We start from the raw sequence: 17,176 nt of genomic DNA, 5'->3' as shown, positions 1-17,176 counted from the left end.
ATTTCTCCTAAGTTATTTAACTTCTAGCTTAGTAAGCTGAAACGTCGTTATCTTCGATGTGTTTCTTATCTAGACGACCGAACATTTTGTAGTATGTCCACGTTGTGTAGCCAAGAATCACAGGAACCATTACCGCCGCAACTCCAGTCATAAGACCAAGCGTTAGCTCACTTGCTGTTGAATCCCACATAGTCAAACTATGGTTAGGGTTCCAGCTTGATGGCATTACGAATGGGAACATTGCAAAACCAGCCGTTAGAATAACACCAGCGTTAGATAGGCTTGAGAACAAGAATGCGAAACCACCGCGTTCAAAGCGAGATGCAATCACAGCAAGCAGTGGCATTGCTACACCAAGAATCGGCGCAGCCCACATTGCTGGATACGTTTCGAAGTTTGTCATCCAAGCACCAACTTGAAGTGATACTTCTTTATTTAGTGGGTTTGAATCAGCAAACGTGTCTATCGTGCTTGTAATTACATAGCCTTCGATAGATTGAACCCAGAAACCACCGATAACGAACAGAGCAATAGCAATTAGGCCAGTGATCTGAGCAACGTTACGTGCGCGGCTGTGCAGTTCTTCTGTTGTCTTCATTTGAAGCCATGTTGCACCTTGCATGACGAACAACATCAGAGCCAACACGCCACATAGTAATGCAAACGGGTTTAGCAGAGCGAAGAACGTACCATGATACTTAGACATCATCAGGTAGTTCAGTTCGAATGGAACACCTTGCAGTAAGTTACCAAACGCTACACCAAAGATGATTGGCGGAACTGTGCCACTAAAGCAAAGTGCGTAGTCCCATGCCTTACGCCATTTTGGCTCTTCAATCTTTGAACGGTAATCAAGAGCAAGTGGACGTAGCCAAAGTGCTGCTAGCGTCACGTACATTGCGAAGTAGAAACCAGAGAAAGACGTCGCGTAAACCAATGGCCATGCAGCGAACAATGCACCACCAGCCGTAATTAGCCATACTTGGTTGCCATCCCAGTGAGGGGCAATCGTGTTTAGCATAATACGACGTTCAGTGTCGCTCTTACCGATAACAGGAGACAGAGCAGCAACACCCATGTCAAAGCCGTCAGTTACGGCGAAACCAACCAGTAGAACACCGATCAATACCCACCAAATAAGTCGTAAGCTTTCGTAATCAAACATAATATTCCCTCACTTATACTTCGACTGAACGGCTAACTTTGTCTTCAACAGAGTTATCGTTTTGTTCAAAGTGGTAACGGCCTGTCTTTAAGCTACTTGGACCTTTACGTGCGAATTTCAGCATTAGGTAAACTTCAGCAATCAAGAACACTGTGTACAGTGCAAGAATTGCAAATAGAGAAGTCCAAAGCTGTTCAATAGTCAGTGCTGATGCAGCAACGTTAACCGGCAGGATTTCACCAACCGCCCATGGTTGACGACCAAATTCAGCAACAAACCAACCTGCTTCAATCGCAATCCAAGGTAGTGGGATTGAGAATAGCGCCGCTTTAAGTACCCATGGTTTCTGTTCGATCTTCTGACGACACGTTTGAACAAACGCCGCACCGAATACAAACAGCATGATGAAGCCACAAGCAACCATCAGACGGAACGACCAGAATAGAGGCCAAACTGTTGGGATAGAATCATCCGCAGCCATTTGGATTTGGTCTTCTGTTGCATCAACAACGTCGTCTGTATAGCGCTTAAGAAGTAGTCCGTAACCTAGGTCACCTTTTACTTCATCAAATGCTGCTTTGTTCTCTTCTGAACGATCACCACCACGTAGCTTTTCAAGCAGCTCGTATGCGTACATACCAGTACGGATACGATCAACGTGATCATCACGTAAGTCACGCAGGCCCGTAACTTCAGTATCAAGCGAACGCGTTGCGATGATACCCATTACGTAAGGGATTTTAATTGCGTAGTCAGTATTCATTGTTTCTTGGTTTGGAATACCAAAAACAGTAAATGCTGCTGGAGCTTCTTCAGTGTGCCACTCTGCTTCTACCGCAGCGAGCTTCACTTTTTGAACTTCACCAAGCTCGTAACCAGATTCATCACCTAGTACGATTACTGACAGGATCGCCGCCATACCGAAAGATGCTGCAATCGCAAAAGAGCGACGAGCAAAGGCAAGGTCACGACCTTTAAGAATGTAGTATGAGCTGATACCAAGGATGAACATTGCACCCGTTGTGTAACCAGACGCCACTGTGTGTACGAATTTAACTTGCGCTACTGGGTTTAGTACAACTTCAGCGAAGCTCACCATTTCCATACGCATGGTTTCAAAGTTAAATTCCGCACCCACTGGGTTTTGCATCCAGCCGTTCGCTACCAAGATCCAAAGCGCTGAGAAGTTAGAGCCAAGTGCTACTAACCACGTTACCGCTAAGTGCTGACGCTTTGACAATCTGTCCCAACCGAAGAAGAAAAGACCAACAAAAGTAGACTCTAGGAAGAATGCAACAAGCGCTTCAATAGCTAGCGGAGCACCGAAGATGTCTCCAACGTAGTGAGAATAGTAAGACCAGTTCGTACCAAACTGAAACTCCATGGTTAAGCCCGTCGCTACACCAAGAGCAAAGTTAATACCAAACAATTTACCCCAGAACTTGGTCATGTCCTTGTAAATTTGTTTGCCAGTCATTACATATACTGACTCCATAATGGCAAGAAGAAATGCCATACCTAAAGTCAGTGGAACAAATAGGAAGTGATACATCGCTGTAAATGCAAACTGCAATCGCGACAGATCAACAACATCAATCATGGTAACTCCTTTGTGTCGGCTGAATGACACTTGTGTGATTATTCACCGCAAATATCCATGTTAAAACAATTTATATAATTGTTATTACAAATTGAAATTTGTAGCAAAAACGTACCGTTATAGTTAGATTATTGTTAAGCATGAGCTAATATAGCTGGCGCTAATATTACTGGTAAAATCAGTATGTTTCAAAAGGTTTATAGGAGAAGTCTGCGTTGATTTGTATCAATTTTATTCAAGCAAATTAGAGTTATTTTTAAACAATCATGATTAAAATCACACCAATTTTAGCGTTGTTAATAACCGCGCATGATATCTGTGACAAAAGCTCAGCACCACTTCAACATCCAAATTACAACTACCTATAAAGTATTAACAAAAGATATGACAGTTTATTTCATTTTTTGTTGGCTAAATCAAACTTGAAATCAAAGTTTCCATTTTTGAATTTCTCTATTTAGCCTTTTTATCGATTTGCTCAAAGAGTTGTTATTCAATAAAAACCAAAAAATCCCAGCGCTTATGCAACTGGGATCTTTAGACATGAATAAGTTAACGATTTGAGGGCTTGTCTATTCCGAAGTGTAAATACGCTCTGTCGGTAGCAATTCGACCTCTTGGTGTTCTTTGCAGATAACCCTGCTGAATCAAATACGGTTCCAATACATCTTCAATCGTATCTTTTTCTTCACCAATCGCGGCTGCCATGTTGTCGATACCGACCGGACCACCACCAAACTTTTCCATAATCGCAAGTAGAAGCTTTCTATCCATGTAATCAAAGCCTTTGGCATCCACGTCCAACATGTTGAGTGCCTTATCCGCTACGTCCGGGCAAATATGTCCGTCGGCTTTCACTTCCGCGTAATCTCGTACACGGCGTAATAAACGGTTCGCGATACGCGGTGTACCACGAGCACGACGAGCAATTTCTAATGCCCCATCCGACTCCAATGAAAGTCCAAGGCAATCAGCGCTGCGCTGAACGATGTTTTGAAGATCTTCAACCTTGTAGTACTCAAGACGCTGAGTAATACCAAAACGGTCACGTAATGGCGATGTCAGTGAGCCAGCACGAGTGGTTGCACCAATCAAAGTAAAAGGAGGAAGGTCAATCTTGATAGAGCGAGCCGCAGGGCCTTCACCAATCATGATATCCAGTTGGTAATCTTCCATTGCTGGATACAGAACCTCTTCAACCACAGGGCTTAAGCGGTGGATCTCATCAATGAAAAGCACATCGTTTTCTTCGAGGTTAGTTAATAGCGCGGCTAAATCGCCCGCTTTTTCTAAAACTGGACCTGAAGTCGTGCGGATGCTCACATCCATTTCATTGGCAACAATGTTCGCCAACGTGGTTTTACCTAAACCGGGAGGGCCAAAAATCAACAGATGATCCAGAGCTTCATTTCGCATTTGAGCGGCTTGAATGAAAATCTCCATCTGGTTACGAACGTGGTCCTGCCCTTGATAGTCGGCTAACGCTTTTGGACGTATTGCACGGTCGATAACATCTTCATCTTTGAATACTGGGTTGTCCGGTGCAATAAGGCGATCGGCTTCAATCATAAATTCTGCTATTCCTAACTATGCTCTTGTTGACTCTGCGCTTCTTGATTCTGTGTAAAGGCAAAGTGAATGAGTCTATTTTGTAGAACAAGTATATCGGGTATTAAACCATCGATTTCAGAGCTTCGCGAATCAACTGTTCGCTGGTCATGCCATCTTTAGCTACTTGAGAAACCACCTTAGAAGCTTGAGTCGGCTTGTAGCCTAATGCAAGTAGCGCACTTACCGCTTCTTCTTCCGCGTCGTGCACAGTTGGCATAGAGTCAATAGGAGCTGCATCCGTCGCTGGAGTAAACAGGTCCCCCGCGCCCCACCCTTTTAGGCGGTCTTTCATTTCAACAACCAGACGTTCTGCGGTTTTCTTACCAACACCCGGCAGTTTAACCAGCGTAGAGATATCTTCTCGTTCAACACTTTGAACGAATTGGCTAGCGGTCATGCCTGAAAGAATCCCAAGACCAAGTTTAGGACCGACACCATTCGCTTTAATCACTTCGCGGAACAAGGCACGCTCCTTAACCGTGTTAAAACCATAAAGTAGCTGAGCATCTTCACGTACCACAAAATGAGTGTAGATAATTGCTTCTTCGCCTACGTTTGGTAACTCATAAAAACAGCTCATTGGCATTTGAACTTCATAACCAACACCACTGACTTCAATCAATAATTCTGGTGGCTGTTTTTCTATTAATGTACCGCGGAGACGTCCGATCACAATTCACTCTCTTGATGGAATTTAATTTGGAAGACAGAATATAAAAGAACTGGATACTTATCCAGTTCTTTGTGTTTTTTCGAAGTGAATTATTTGAGCTTGGGGAGCTACATGCTTTGAAAACTATATGCTTGGAAAACACATGGCTCAGTTTTTTAGAAAACGCAGAACCTAGATTAACGGTAACGCCCTTTTCTTGCTCCCGTTGCTTTTCCTGCAAGTGCGACCAAGGTTTTATTGGTGTTAGCGTGAGTGATCGCTACGCCTAGAGCATCGGCTGCGTCGGCTTGTGGCTTAGCGGGTAGTTTGAGCATGCTCATCACCATATTCTGAACCATAGACTTATCAGCGCCACCATTACCAGTCACCGCTTGTTTGATCAAACGAGCCGCATATTCATGAACAGGTAAATCTGCATTCACCGCTGCCACAATCGCGCTACCTCGAGCTTGTCCAAGCTTAAGTGCAGAGTCAGCGTTCTTCGACATAAAAACCTGCTCGATCGCAAACACATCCGGTTGGAACTGAGTGATGATTTCGCTCACACCGGCATAAATCTGTTTTAGTCGACCTGGCAGTTCTTTTTCGGAAGTACGAATACAACCACTACCTAAGTAATATAGATGGCGACCATTTTGACGAATCACGCCATAGCCGGTAATGCGAGAGCCAGGGTCAATCCCCAAGATAATAGACATAACTTCAATACTGATTATTTATACATGCTTTTCAGCTTAGTATATCGAACGCAAAAAAAAATGCCCGTCAAATTAACGGGCATTTTCTAATTTACTCACAAATCTTGGCTAATTAATTAAGAGCTCTCTATCAACTAGGATCTCTTCATCAACGAGAAAGATAACAGGCTTACGCTTGCTCTTTCTTCTCTGCCAATTTAACAGCGATTGCTAGCTCTTCCAGTGATGCTGGGTTTGCTAGGCTTGGCGCATCTGTTAGTAGACATGCTGCTGCTGTTGTTTTCGGGAATGCGATAACATCACGGATATTCTCTGTACCACAAAGAAGCATAGCTAGACGGTCAAGACCGAATGCTAGACCTGCGTGTGGTGGCGTACCGTACTTAAGTGCTTCAAGTAGGAAGCCGAACTTCTCTTGTTGCTCTTTAGCTTCAATACCTAGGATACCGAATACAGCCGTTTGCATTTCTGCGCCATGAATACGTACCGAACCGCCGCCTACTTCGTAGCCGTTGATTACCATGTCGTATGCATCAGAGTTTGCTGCTGCTGGGTTCGCTTTTAACTCTTCCGCGTTCACACCTAGTGGCGATGTGAATGGGTGGTGCATTGCGTGTAGGTTACCTTCGCCGTCTTCTTCGAACATTGGGAAGTCAACAACCCACAGTGGAGCCCATGCAGATGTGTCTGTTAGCTCTAGATCAGTACCTAGTTTAAGACGAAGTGCGCCCATTGCTTCAGCAACGATGCCCGCTTTGTCTGCGCCAAACAGAATGATATCGCCAGATTCAGCTTGAGTGCGATCTAGAATACCGTTGATTACGTCTTCGCTTAGGAATTTAGCAACTGGAGATTGAATACCTTCCATGCCTGCAGCACGGTCGTTAACCTTCATCCAAGCTAGGCCTTTCGCGCCGTAGATGTTTACGTGTTCAGCGTAACCGTCAATTTGCTTACGAGTTAGCTTAGCACCACCTGGAACACGGATAACCGCTACGCGACCTTTTTCGTCGTTAGCTGGGCCAGAGAATACTTTGAACTCAACGTCTTTAACCAAGTCAGCAACGTCCACTAGCTCTAGTGGGTTACGTAGATCTGGCTTATCAGAACCGAAACGACGAATCGCTTCAGAGAAAGGCATTACTGGGAATTGACCTAGTTCAACATCTAGAAGTTCTTTCCACATATCGTGAACAAGCTTCTCAGTCACGTTACGCACTTCTTGAGAAGTCATGAAAGATGTTTCGATATCGATTTGAGTAAATTCAGGCTGACGGTCAGCACGTAAATCTTCATCACGGAAACATTTAACGATTTGGTAGTAACGGTCAAAACCAGACATCATCAGCAGTTGCTTGAACAGCTGAGGAGATTGAGGAAGTGCGTAGAAGCTACCTTTGTGAACACGGCTTGGTACTAGGTAATCACGAGCACCTTCTGGTGTCGCTTTCGTTAGTACTGGCGTTTCGATGTCTAGGAATAGGTTCTCGTCTAGGAAACGACGAACGAAGCTAGAAGCACGCGCACGAAGCTTGATACGGTCGCTCATTTCTGGACGACGAAGATCGATGTAACGATACTTAAGACGCTGCTCTTCAGAGTTCGTTTGGTTGAAGTCTAGTGGAAGCGCTTCTGAACGGTTGATGATCTCAAGGCCTGTTGCGTAAAGCTCAACTTCACCCGTCGCCATATCTTTATTTACTTGGCTGTCCGGACGAACGCGTACTTCACCAGTAAACTTGATACAGAATTCATTACGCAGTTGGTTAGCGATCGGGAAGATATCTTTCATATCTGGATCGACAACAACCTGAACGACGCCTTCACGATCTCGCATATCGATAAAGATAAGACCGCCTAAATCACGGCGACGGTTTACCCAGCCGCACAATTCTACAGTTTGTCCCGCCAGGGACTTGTTCAGGTTACCACAGTAATGGGTACGCATAATGAATTTCCCAATCTCTTAATTATTTACTAATTTCCAAGCTGTCAGTGGTCATTCCACACAACAGAGCAAAGGAACATTTATACGCGGAAACTCGCTTAAAATCGACCTTCCACATTCGAATTTATTGTGTTTTATCTGGCTTTGCTGATTTTTAGCCCATCAAGTGCGCAAAGATTCATCAAAACCGAAAAAATTGCGATAATTATATCTCGAAAGTACCTTAATCAGCAAAACTCTCGTAAAGTAGATTTTAGGGCGCGTTGACCTTTCGTGGTTAAATTTTGTTCGAGATAAAAGCGTTTTAATCGCGGCGAGGGAGAAGTAGCCTAGTCATTCTAAGCAAATCTCCCTCAACAAAGAGTAAAACGCTTTTTGCGGGGGCGCCCAGCTCGAACCCTTCGGGCAGCGTTTGCTGGTCATTTCTACTACGTTATCGGCTTCTCATGTAGGCTAGCTACACATCAAAGCCTCTGCCTTGTATAAATACCCAGCAACTCGCTGCAAAAACCAGCTCGAAAGATCAACACGCCCTAATTTCAACCCAAAAATTTTTTGTAATGACTGATGGCGTGATAAATAACGGTGTAATAGATGGATGCTCGTGTAATAACAACAGAAACTTTACCTCTAAGACTTGGGTTAACAATGTGGTCTCACTCCGAGTGGCAAAGTCAGTTCTATGGTAAAGGAACAAAACCCGCTGAGCGCTTAGAAAAATACTCCCAAGTTTTTCATACCGTTGAAGGCAACACGACTTTCTATGCGACACCCAGTGTCTCAACGATCAATAACTGGAAAGCCGCGAGTCACGATGATTTCAAGTTTACTTTTAAGCTGCCTAAGTTCATCACCCACCAGCAGCAACTCAGACACTGCCAAGCCGAACTCAAGGAATTTCTGCTCACCATGTCGCCCCTACATAGGCGCATTGGTCAGTGGACGATTCAATTGCCCCATAGCTTCGAACCCAGCATGCTTCCTGCCCTGCAAAAATTTTGTACCTTGTTTCCAAAAGACATGCAGCTCGGCGTTGAAGTTCGTCACCTTGGTTTCTTTGATAAAGGCGATGCTGAAAAACGTTTCAATCATTGGTTAATAGAAGAAGGGATCAATCGCATCATTATGGATAGCCGTCCTGTTTTCTCCGCACCACCCACCACAGAAGCGGTGATCGACGCGCATCAAAAGAAACCACGTGTTCCGGTTCATGCCATTGCGACGGCAAACAATCCGATGGTTCGCTTTATTGGTCATCCAGATAAGGAACCCAATCTGGCTTTCTTTAAACCTTGGTTCGCGAAATTACAGACTTGGTTAAACGAAGGAAAACAACCTTATTTAATGATCCACACCCCAGACAATAATCACGCCCCTGAGTTGGCGATTGCTATCTATAAGCAATTACAGACGCAAGTTGCTGAACACACAAAGATAACCTTGCCTAATTTGGCGGAGTTTCCTGCTCAAAAAGGCGACCATCAAATCTCGATGTTTTGATAGTAAACAACTACTAACAAGCGTTCACTTTCATCAATCTCAGTTTTCGTGACAGCCGCGCTTTTTTTACGTAAAATACGTCCCCTTTTATTTGGTATAAATTTTGTGCCAATTACGCTGACTGTCGAGAGAAAATGCCATGAGCAACACAGACAATATCTTTTCCGCTCCTATTGATAAAATTGGAGACTTCACCTTTGATGCAAGGGTTGCTGAAGTATTTCCGGATATGATTCAACGCTCGGTGCCTGGTTATAGCAATATCATCTCTGCAATCGGCATGCTGGCTGAACGCTTTGTAAAGCCACATTCAAATATTTACGATCTTGGCTGCTCGCTTGGTGCTGCGACACTTTCTATGCGTCGTCACATTCAGCAAGAAGGCTGCACGATTTTCGCTATCGATAATTCAGAAGCCATGGTTGAACGCTGTAAGCTGCATGTAAACGCCTACCGCAGTGACACACCGGTAGAAGTGATTGAAGCCGACATCCGTGAAGTGGAAATCAAAGACGCCTCTGTTGTGGTGCTTAACTTTACACTGCAATTTCTGTCTCCTGACGACCGATACGCTCTGCTTGAAAAAATTCATGCAGGCTTACGCCCGGGCGGAATCTTAATCCTTTCTGAAAAGTACGTATTCGAAGACGAAAGTTCAAATGAACTGCTTATCGACCTGCACCATGACTTCAAGCGTGCAAACGGATACAGCGAGCTTGAAGTCAGCCAGAAACGCAGCGCAATTGAAAACGTGATGCGTCCTGACTCGATTACAGTTCACAAGCAACGTTTTGAAAAGATTGGCTTCTCAAGTCGCGAAGTGTGGTTCCAATGCTTCAACTTCGGTTCAATGTTCGCGATTAAATAGCGCACATACCCAGTCAGCTCGTACTAAAATGTCATCCTCAAGAGCGAGGAAGGAGCGTGTTGGGGGTCTCTATCAAGTACGATAAACCGAGACTCCCTATCATGTTCGTCCCTCACTGTAGGGAATGACAAATTTAATTTCTATTTTAGGGTTTATTGACCCTATTAACTCAGTGAAAAACTATGTTTAATTTTGCCAATTTTTATCAACTCATTGCCCAAGACACTCGCCTTCAGCCGTGGCTTAATGTTCTTCCTCAACAGCTGACGGATTGGCAAAATGCAGAACACGGCGACTTCGACCGTTGGTTGCGTGCACTGAATAAAATCCCGCAAGGTGTGCCTGACCAAGTTGATCTGAAAAACTCAGTGACGATTGGCAGCTCTACACCGTTCCACACGGGTGAACTTAAAAAGTTAGAAAGCTTACTGAAGACTTTCCACCCTTGGAGAAAAGGCCCTTACACAGTTCACGACATTCATATCGATACAGAATGGCGCAGTGACTGGAAATGGGATCGTGTGCTTCCACATATCTCTCCATTGAAAAACCGTTCGGTTCTCGATGTAGGTTGTGGCAACGGCTACCACATGTGGCGCATGCTAGGTGAAGGCGCTCGCTTGACGGTGGGTATCGACCCTTCTCACTTATTCTTGGTTCAGTTTGAAGCCATTCGTAAATTGATGGGCGACGACCAACGTGCTCACCTATTACCTCTAGGTATTGAGCAACTGCCAAAACTGGAAGCTTACGACACTGTATTCAGCATGGGCGTGCTTTACCACCGCCGTTCACCACTTGATCATTTGATTCAACTAAAAGACCAATTGGTATCTGGTGGCGAACTGGTACTTGAAACGTTAGTGATTGAAGGTGACGAAAACGCTGTTCTTGTGCCTGTGGATCGCTACGCGCAAATGAGAAACGTTTACTTCTTCCCATCTGCACGCGCACTAAAACGCTGGCTTGAACAGGTAGGCTTTGAAGACGTGCGTATCGTTGATGAAAATGTCACAACGATTGGCGAACAACGCACAACAGAGTGGATGACACACAACTCTTTACCGGATTACTTAGATCCTAATGATCCAAGTAAAACCGTAGAAGGTCACCCTGCACCAAGGCGTGCGATTCTAGTAGCGACAAAACCTTAAGCTCTGTTACACAAAACCATAAGCTCTGTCGTCATACAGCCATCGTTATTTATATGTGGGAATTTTGATAAAAAAGAGAACTAATTGTACAAAAGTTGCGCTCATGTTTAATAAGTAAGCGCCCTTAAGTGACAATAATTTTCGTTGCGCTCACATTGCGATTCAATATGACCAGACTCTTACAATAGGATGCTTCACGCATCCTTTTTTGTGGGATAAACTTCTAAATAGTCTGAACTATTCTCTAATTTCCAAAGGTTTTTATATGTTTAAGCGATTATCGCCTATCGTGGCGGTTGGTTTGCTCTCTGGTTGCACCCTCACGAGCGGTGCTACCTACCATCAAGAAACTCTCGACGCTATTTCCCGCTCAGAGACAAACATCGCAAACAAGGTTCAAAATCTTGAACTGCAGCTAAGTAATCAAAGTGACTATATTGAAAGCTTGGAAGACGAAATTACCACTCTTTCTAGTCAATTAGATGTTCACCTGACCAGTATGGAACACAGGGTCATTGAAGAGCTAAAAGAAGCCGAGCCTGTTGCCGTTGCAGCTGCACCTACCGCTCCTACATCACAGCCGACTATTCTAGGCGGTATTGAAAAAGTATCGATCGACTCTATCAAACAAAGCTTCGATGCTCGTGTTGATACTGGCGCAACCACCTCTTCTTTAAATGCCGTCGACATCAAAGAATTCGAACGCAACGGTAAAGATTGGGTTAAGTTCCATTTGGCAGATAAAGCACAAGCAAAAGAAGACCAAAAATGGATCGAAGCGCCCGTTGTACGTTATGTGAAAATCCGTCAGTCAACCAATGACCAGACAGAACGTCGAGCTGTGATCGAATTATGGGTAAAAGTCGGAAAAATCCATGAAAAAGCGCAATTTACATTGGCGGATCGCTCTCAAATGAGTCACCCTGTATTACTAGGGCGCGAATTTATCAAAGACATAGCGCTAGTAGATGTAAGTAAAAAGTACGTACAAACGGAAGTTAAATAACAATAGTAGGGTAAGCTATGACGTCAAGAATTCCATTTTATATCTCTATTTTCCTGCTCATCGTGGCAGGTATAACCCTGAGTATGTTCAGACATACAACCTACGGTGTACCCTGGACTCCAGGCGAGACTAATCAGGTTTGGGACATTGAAGCTCGTATCGAATTCAATGCAGTGGGCAAAGAAGCAAAAGTTTCACTAGCCGCACCTCACACACAGTCTAACTTTACACTTATCGGCGAGTCAGCTTCATCACCAGGCTATGGCATTTCGTACTTGAATACAGATTCAGGTCGCCGTGCTGAGTGGTCAATTCGTCACGCAGATGGTCCGCAGACTATCTACTACAAGACACAGTTCTTAGTCGATAGCCAAGCGAACGTTACCTCAACACCTCCAGAAGGTGATGTGGCTCAACCAAGCTTTGATGGTCCTGAAGAAGCCGCGGCCCTTGCTTTGATTGACAGAGCAACCAAGCGCTCAGCAGACAACATCACCTTTACTCGTGAGTTAATCAAAACGCTTAACGATCCAGACAGCCAAAACTCAGCGCTGATTCTGAATAACATGACCAAAGTGGAAGCGACACACAAGCTACTTTCTGCCGCTAAAATCCACAACAAAGTCGTCGGTGTTATTGAACTGGAAGACGGACGTCGTCGCCAATCAATCCAACACATGAACCAAATTTGGGATAATAACCAGTGGGTTCTATTCTCTCCTGAATCGAGCGAGCAGCAAGTTCAACCAAACCTGTTAATTTGGGATGAATCAAATGTATCTCTATTAGACGTGGTTGGCGGTCAGAACAGTAAAGTTCACTTCTCTATGATTGCTCAGGAAGTTACTCCAACTGAAGCAACCAACAGTAAAGTATCAGCGGATCAACTGTTAAACCTTTCCATTCATAGTCTACCGCTAGAAGAGCAAGCGATGTTTAAAACCATCATGCTGATTCCTATCGGTGCTCTGATTGTTGTGTTCCTACGTGTCATCATAGGTCTTAAGACTTCTGGTACGTTCATGCCCGTTCTGATTGCTGTGGCATTCGTTCAAACACAGTTGGTTACCGGTATTGTTGGCTTCCTACTAATTGTCGGTACCGGTCTTGTAATACGAAGTTACTTATCCAAACTCAATCTATTGCTCGTGGCCAGGATATCCGCTGTAATTATTACAGTAATTATGATTATTTCGATATTTACTGTAGTCGCGTTTAAAATCGGACTTACAGAAGGCCTATCAATTACGTTCTTCCCAATGATTATCTTGTCTTGGACTATCGAACGTATGTCTATCCTTTGGGAAGAAGAAGGCGCGAAAGAAGTTGTACTTCAAGGTGGCGGCTCTCTATTTACCGCGGTGCTTGTTTACTTAGGTATGACTAACCCGTTCATTCAGCACTTAACGTTTAACTTTATTGGTTTACAGCTTGTTATTCTAGCGACCATCTTGTTACTAGGTAACTACACAGGCTACCGTCTAACCGAGCTTCGTCGCTTTAAACCGCTAACGGAGGACTAAGTTATGTTTGATCAATTTACTTCACCGTTTAAGTTGAAAGACAAAGGCATAATGGGAATGAACAAGCGTAACCATAGTTATATTGGCCGCTACAATGATCGTTCCAAGTACCCACTCGTTGATGACAAGCTTAAGACTAAAATCATTGCTGAACAGGCTGGCGCCACAGTGCCAAAGCTTATTGGCGTTATTAGTCACCAAGCTGAAGTAAAAACAATCCACAAGATGGTTAAAGAGTGGCCGGGTTTTGTAATCAAGCCCGCTCAAGGCAGTGGTGGTAAAGGCATCCTTGTTGTGATCTCTCATAAAGATGGGGTTTACACCAAACCATCGGGTTCTACTATCAATGAAGAAGACGTGGAGCGTCATATCAGTAACGCGCTCGCGGGTCTTTTCTCTCTGGGTGGTAAGAACGATGTAGCCGTGGTCGAAAACCTCATCAAGTTTGACGAGTGTTTTGAGGGCTTCAGCTACGAGGGTGTGCCAGACGTACGAATCATCGTATTCAAAGGCTACCCTGTGATGGCGATGATGCGTCTGTCTACTTCAGATTCAGATGGTAAAGCTAACTTGCACCAAGGTGCTGTTGGTGTGGGTATAGACATTGCGACAGGTAAAGCGGTTCGAGCTGTTCAGTTCGACCAGCCAGTTACACACCATCCAGATACAGGTAAAGAACTCGCGTTATTACAAGTTCCTCACTGGGAAAAGCTGCTAACTCTAGCGTCGAGTGCATGGGAAATGACAGGCTTAGGCTATATGGGTACTGACATGGTATTAGACCAAGAAGAAGGCCCAATGGTACTAGAACTTAATGCACGCCCTGGTTTAGCTATCCAAATCGCGAACGGCGCAGGGCTACTTCCTAGACTGCATCATATTGAAAACCTTGGCACACCAGCGGAATATCCAAAACCTGCCGAGCGTGTTGCTTACGCTGCAAAACAGTTCGGTCACAACTAGTCAAATTTTTGTCACTCAACTTTTAGGCTAAAAATTGGGATGCAAGAGGCTATAGCCTCTTGCATCCCAATCCTTTCTATACACTTACTTCAGCAACATATTCACGCCAAAAATAGATTAAAAGGTACTTATTTGTGCTAATTCCGCTTAGGAAGTAGAAAAATACGCACCATCAAAATCAATTAAAACCCATCAAATTTGTGTAGATACCCTATTCACTGTAAATCCCACGCATAAGTATTCACACCGCCTATTTGTAACGACTTTCCCTTACAAAACGACCAGCAAATGAATTATAACCCTATGTTAGCATACGGATAATTTAGTCAATAAAATAAGCAACAACTGTTAAGGAAATGCTCTGATGACCGTCAAAAATAAGATTATGCTAACAATTAGCGGCCTAATCTGTTTAACGATTTTAGTTATATCTACGATAGGATATTTCGAATTTAAGTCTGCCACCACGGATGACTACCGTCATAACTTGTCTACGAAATCGTTTCTTGTAGCCAAAGCTGTCGAAGGGAAAATGGAAGCGTATTTCGGCGCTTTGGAAAGCATTTCAACCAGTATCCATACTGATAGATCCGGTAACATCATGATCAACCCGATGCTGTTGAAAATGATGACGAACAGTAAAGAATCTCTTGGTGTTCTTAATATTTACATCGGTCTTCCTGATGGCAAAACTTACGACGTTAAAAATCAAGGTATCATTCCTAATTTTAATGCTAAGCAAAAACAACGCGAATGGTTCAACCTTGGGTTTTCAGGTGCAAAACGATCAGTAACTAACCCTTACCTAGCAACAACAGGGCATTTAACCATGTCGGTTGTTATTCCTTTTAAAGCCAGAGGCGAAACGAAAGCAGTTATTGGCCTTAGTCTTAAAATGAGTGATATTACAGACTATATAAACGAGCTATCTGAAGAGCCAAACTTATTTGTCTCTCGCCAAGATGGTTTCCTTGTTGCCGCTAGCTATGAAGATTTTATTGGTAAAAATATCTACGATCTTCGACCATCATACCGTGAACACGGTAGTAAGATGACCAGTGAGCACTCTTACAATGTTCCAGATAAAGGTGACTTTTATGTGGTTTCGTCTCAAATTGAGTCATTAGGTTGGAATACCTGGGCTTGGGCAAGTTGGGACGACATTGAAGCGCCTTCAAATGCGATGGTGAAAATAAATACTGTAGTTGGTCTAATTTTCGCGGTTATGGCAACCGGAATAACATTCTTATTAGTCACCCGATTAATGTATCGTCCTATTGGCGGAGAGCCGCAATACATCGAAGCTCTTGTTAGTCGAATCTCGGCAGGAGACCTGACCAATATCCCTAAATTAAATGGTGACGAAACAGGGATCTATCGTTCAACTCTTGAAATGGCAGGTAACCTCCAAGGCATTATTGGCAATATTGAGCAGTCTTCAAACTCTCTCTCATCACAATCTTCATCTCTTGAGACCTCGTCAAATCAGTTAAGCACCTCATCAGAAGAACAAATGATGCAGCTAGAGCAAGTTGCAACCGCGATGAATCAGATGACCGCGACTGTTGCGGAAGTGGCTCAAAATGCGATGCAGGCGTCATCATCATCCAATGAAGCAAGCCTTTCATCTCAGTCTGGTCTTGAAACTGTGGGTGACATGAATCAACAAATCAGCTTACTTGTAACGAATATTGAGCAGGTTCAAGATTCAATTCTTGGTGTTGAAAAAGAAACTCAAAATGTAGGTAGCATACTTGATGTTATCCGAGGTATTGCTGAGCAAACAAACTTGCTGGCACTAAACGCAGCAATTGAAGCAGCTCGAGCGGGTGAGCAAGGTCGCGGTTTCGCCGTTGTGGCTGACGAGGTGCGTAACCTCGCTAACAAAACACAAGAAAGCACGAACGAAATACAAACCATGATTTCATCACTTCAAACTCAAGCAAAACAATCTGTTGAGCTTATGGTTGAAAATGCGGAAACAGCTAAAGTAACTCGTGAAAAGTCAGATCAAGCGAGTCAAATGCTTAATACTATTCAGCATGAGATTGGGACGATTCAAGACATGAACAACCAGATTGCAGCGGCAGCGGAAGAACAATCGCAAGTAGCCGTTGAAATCAACGAAAATGTAGTGAATGTAAATGATTTGGCGCGAGCGACTGTCGATGACGTCCAGCAAAATGTTCAAACAGCGCAAAATGTTAATAATGTTTCGGACGAACTGCATCAAACGATAAAGATGTTTAAGATCTAATCTTAGACAAGCTAAACGTACCGACAACCTATACGTTAAAGCCCTAGTATCAAAACCTTAGGTATCAAAACCTTCGGCTTGAAAAAGATAACGTAAGTAAAAACCGCCTTCTCTTCCGAGAAGGCGGTTTTTTATATGGTAATAAGTTCTGGCTGAGTCATACCAATCACAGTCAGTGATTATAAATAGCTCAGGAATACCACCCTCACC

General features: G+C 43.8%; 13 protein-coding genes. 7 read left to right on the top strand and 6 right to left on the bottom strand.

The window, feature by feature from the left end:
• Positions 1–28: 28 nt before the first annotated feature.
• From cydB to aspS, 6 genes are all read right to left on the bottom strand, one after another.
• Complete coding sequence (gene cydB / locus OCV30_RS05865; RefSeq protein WP_065678744.1) at positions 29–1,165, bottom strand: cytochrome d ubiquinol oxidase subunit II; 1,137 nt, start codon at positions 1,163–1,165, stop codon at positions 29–31.
• A gap of 13 nt (positions 1,166–1,178) precedes the next feature.
• Positions 1,179–2,765 carry a cytochrome ubiquinol oxidase subunit I gene (gene cydA / locus OCV30_RS05860; protein ID WP_065678745.1) on the bottom strand — a complete coding sequence of 529 codons (1,587 nt, stop codon included), beginning with the start codon at positions 2,763–2,765 and terminating at the stop codon, positions 1,179–1,181.
• A gap of 552 nt (positions 2,766–3,317) precedes the next feature.
• Positions 3,318–4,334: a Holliday junction branch migration DNA helicase RuvB gene (gene ruvB, locus OCV30_RS05855; protein ID WP_017105751.1), complete on the bottom strand. Its 1,017-nt coding sequence runs from the start codon at positions 4,332–4,334 to the stop codon at positions 3,318–3,320.
• Positions 4,335–4,437: 103 nt separating this feature from the next.
• Positions 4,438–5,049 (bottom strand): Holliday junction branch migration protein RuvA, encoded by a 612-nt coding sequence (gene ruvA, locus OCV30_RS05850; RefSeq protein ID WP_017062079.1) that lies wholly within the window; start codon positions 5,047–5,049, stop codon positions 4,438–4,440.
• A 176-nt stretch (positions 5,050–5,225) separates the two neighbouring features.
• A complete protein-coding gene (ruvC, locus tag OCV30_RS05845; RefSeq protein ID WP_009846369.1) occupies positions 5,226–5,747 on the bottom strand; it encodes a crossover junction endodeoxyribonuclease RuvC in 522 nt (173 codons plus the stop codon).
• A 169-nt stretch (positions 5,748–5,916) separates the two neighbouring features.
• Positions 5,917–7,695, bottom strand: a complete 1,779-nt coding sequence (gene aspS, locus OCV30_RS05840) for an aspartate--tRNA ligase (protein ID WP_065678746.1) — start codon at positions 7,693–7,695, stop codon at positions 5,917–5,919.
• A 594-nt stretch (positions 7,696–8,289) separates the two neighbouring features.
• Between aspS and OCV30_RS05835 the strand changes: the two genes are divergently transcribed.
• The 7 genes from OCV30_RS05835 (at position 8,290) to OCV30_RS05805 (ending at position 16,966) form a co-directional block, all read left to right on the top strand.
• A complete protein-coding gene (locus tag OCV30_RS05835; protein WP_065678747.1) occupies positions 8,290–9,195 on the top strand; it encodes a DUF72 domain-containing protein in 906 nt (301 codons plus the stop codon).
• Positions 9,196–9,334: 139 nt separating this feature from the next.
• Positions 9,335–10,063, top strand: a complete 729-nt coding sequence (gene cmoA, locus OCV30_RS05830; RefSeq protein ID WP_065678748.1) for a carboxy-S-adenosyl-L-methionine synthase CmoA — start codon at positions 9,335–9,337, stop codon at positions 10,061–10,063.
• A 182-nt stretch (positions 10,064–10,245) separates the two neighbouring features.
• The gene (gene cmoB, locus OCV30_RS05825; RefSeq protein ID WP_009846365.1) at positions 10,246–11,217 is read left to right on the top strand and encodes a tRNA 5-methoxyuridine(34)/uridine 5-oxyacetic acid(34) synthase CmoB; all 972 of its coding nucleotides are present in this window, start codon (positions 10,246–10,248) and stop codon (positions 11,215–11,217) included.
• Between the two features lie 265 nt (positions 11,218–11,482).
• On the top strand, positions 11,483–12,223 hold the full coding sequence (locus OCV30_RS05820; protein ID WP_009846364.1) for an ATP-dependent zinc protease family protein: 741 nt from the start codon (positions 11,483–11,485) through the stop codon (positions 12,221–12,223).
• 17 nt (positions 12,224–12,240) lie between these two features.
• On the top strand, positions 12,241–13,746 hold the full coding sequence (locus OCV30_RS05815) for an inactive transglutaminase family protein (RefSeq protein ID WP_065678749.1): 1,506 nt from the start codon (positions 12,241–12,243) through the stop codon (positions 13,744–13,746).
• A 3-nt stretch (positions 13,747–13,749) separates the two neighbouring features.
• Positions 13,750–14,709 carry an alpha-L-glutamate ligase-like protein gene (locus OCV30_RS05810; RefSeq protein ID WP_012603623.1) on the top strand — a complete coding sequence of 320 codons (960 nt, stop codon included), beginning with the start codon at positions 13,750–13,752 and terminating at the stop codon, positions 14,707–14,709.
• 364 nt (positions 14,710–15,073) lie between these two features.
• The gene (locus tag OCV30_RS05805) at positions 15,074–16,966 is read left to right on the top strand and encodes a methyl-accepting chemotaxis protein (RefSeq protein WP_017097716.1); all 1,893 of its coding nucleotides are present in this window, start codon (positions 15,074–15,076) and stop codon (positions 16,964–16,966) included.
• Positions 16,967–17,176 lie beyond the last annotated feature (210 nt).

Origin of the sequence: Vibrio atlanticus, from assembly GCF_024347315.1 — a bacterium.
In the GTDB taxonomy this organism is placed as follows: domain Bacteria; phylum Pseudomonadota; class Gammaproteobacteria; order Enterobacterales; family Vibrionaceae; genus Vibrio; species Vibrio atlanticus.
This window is presented reverse-complemented; position numbering and strand designations above follow the sequence as displayed.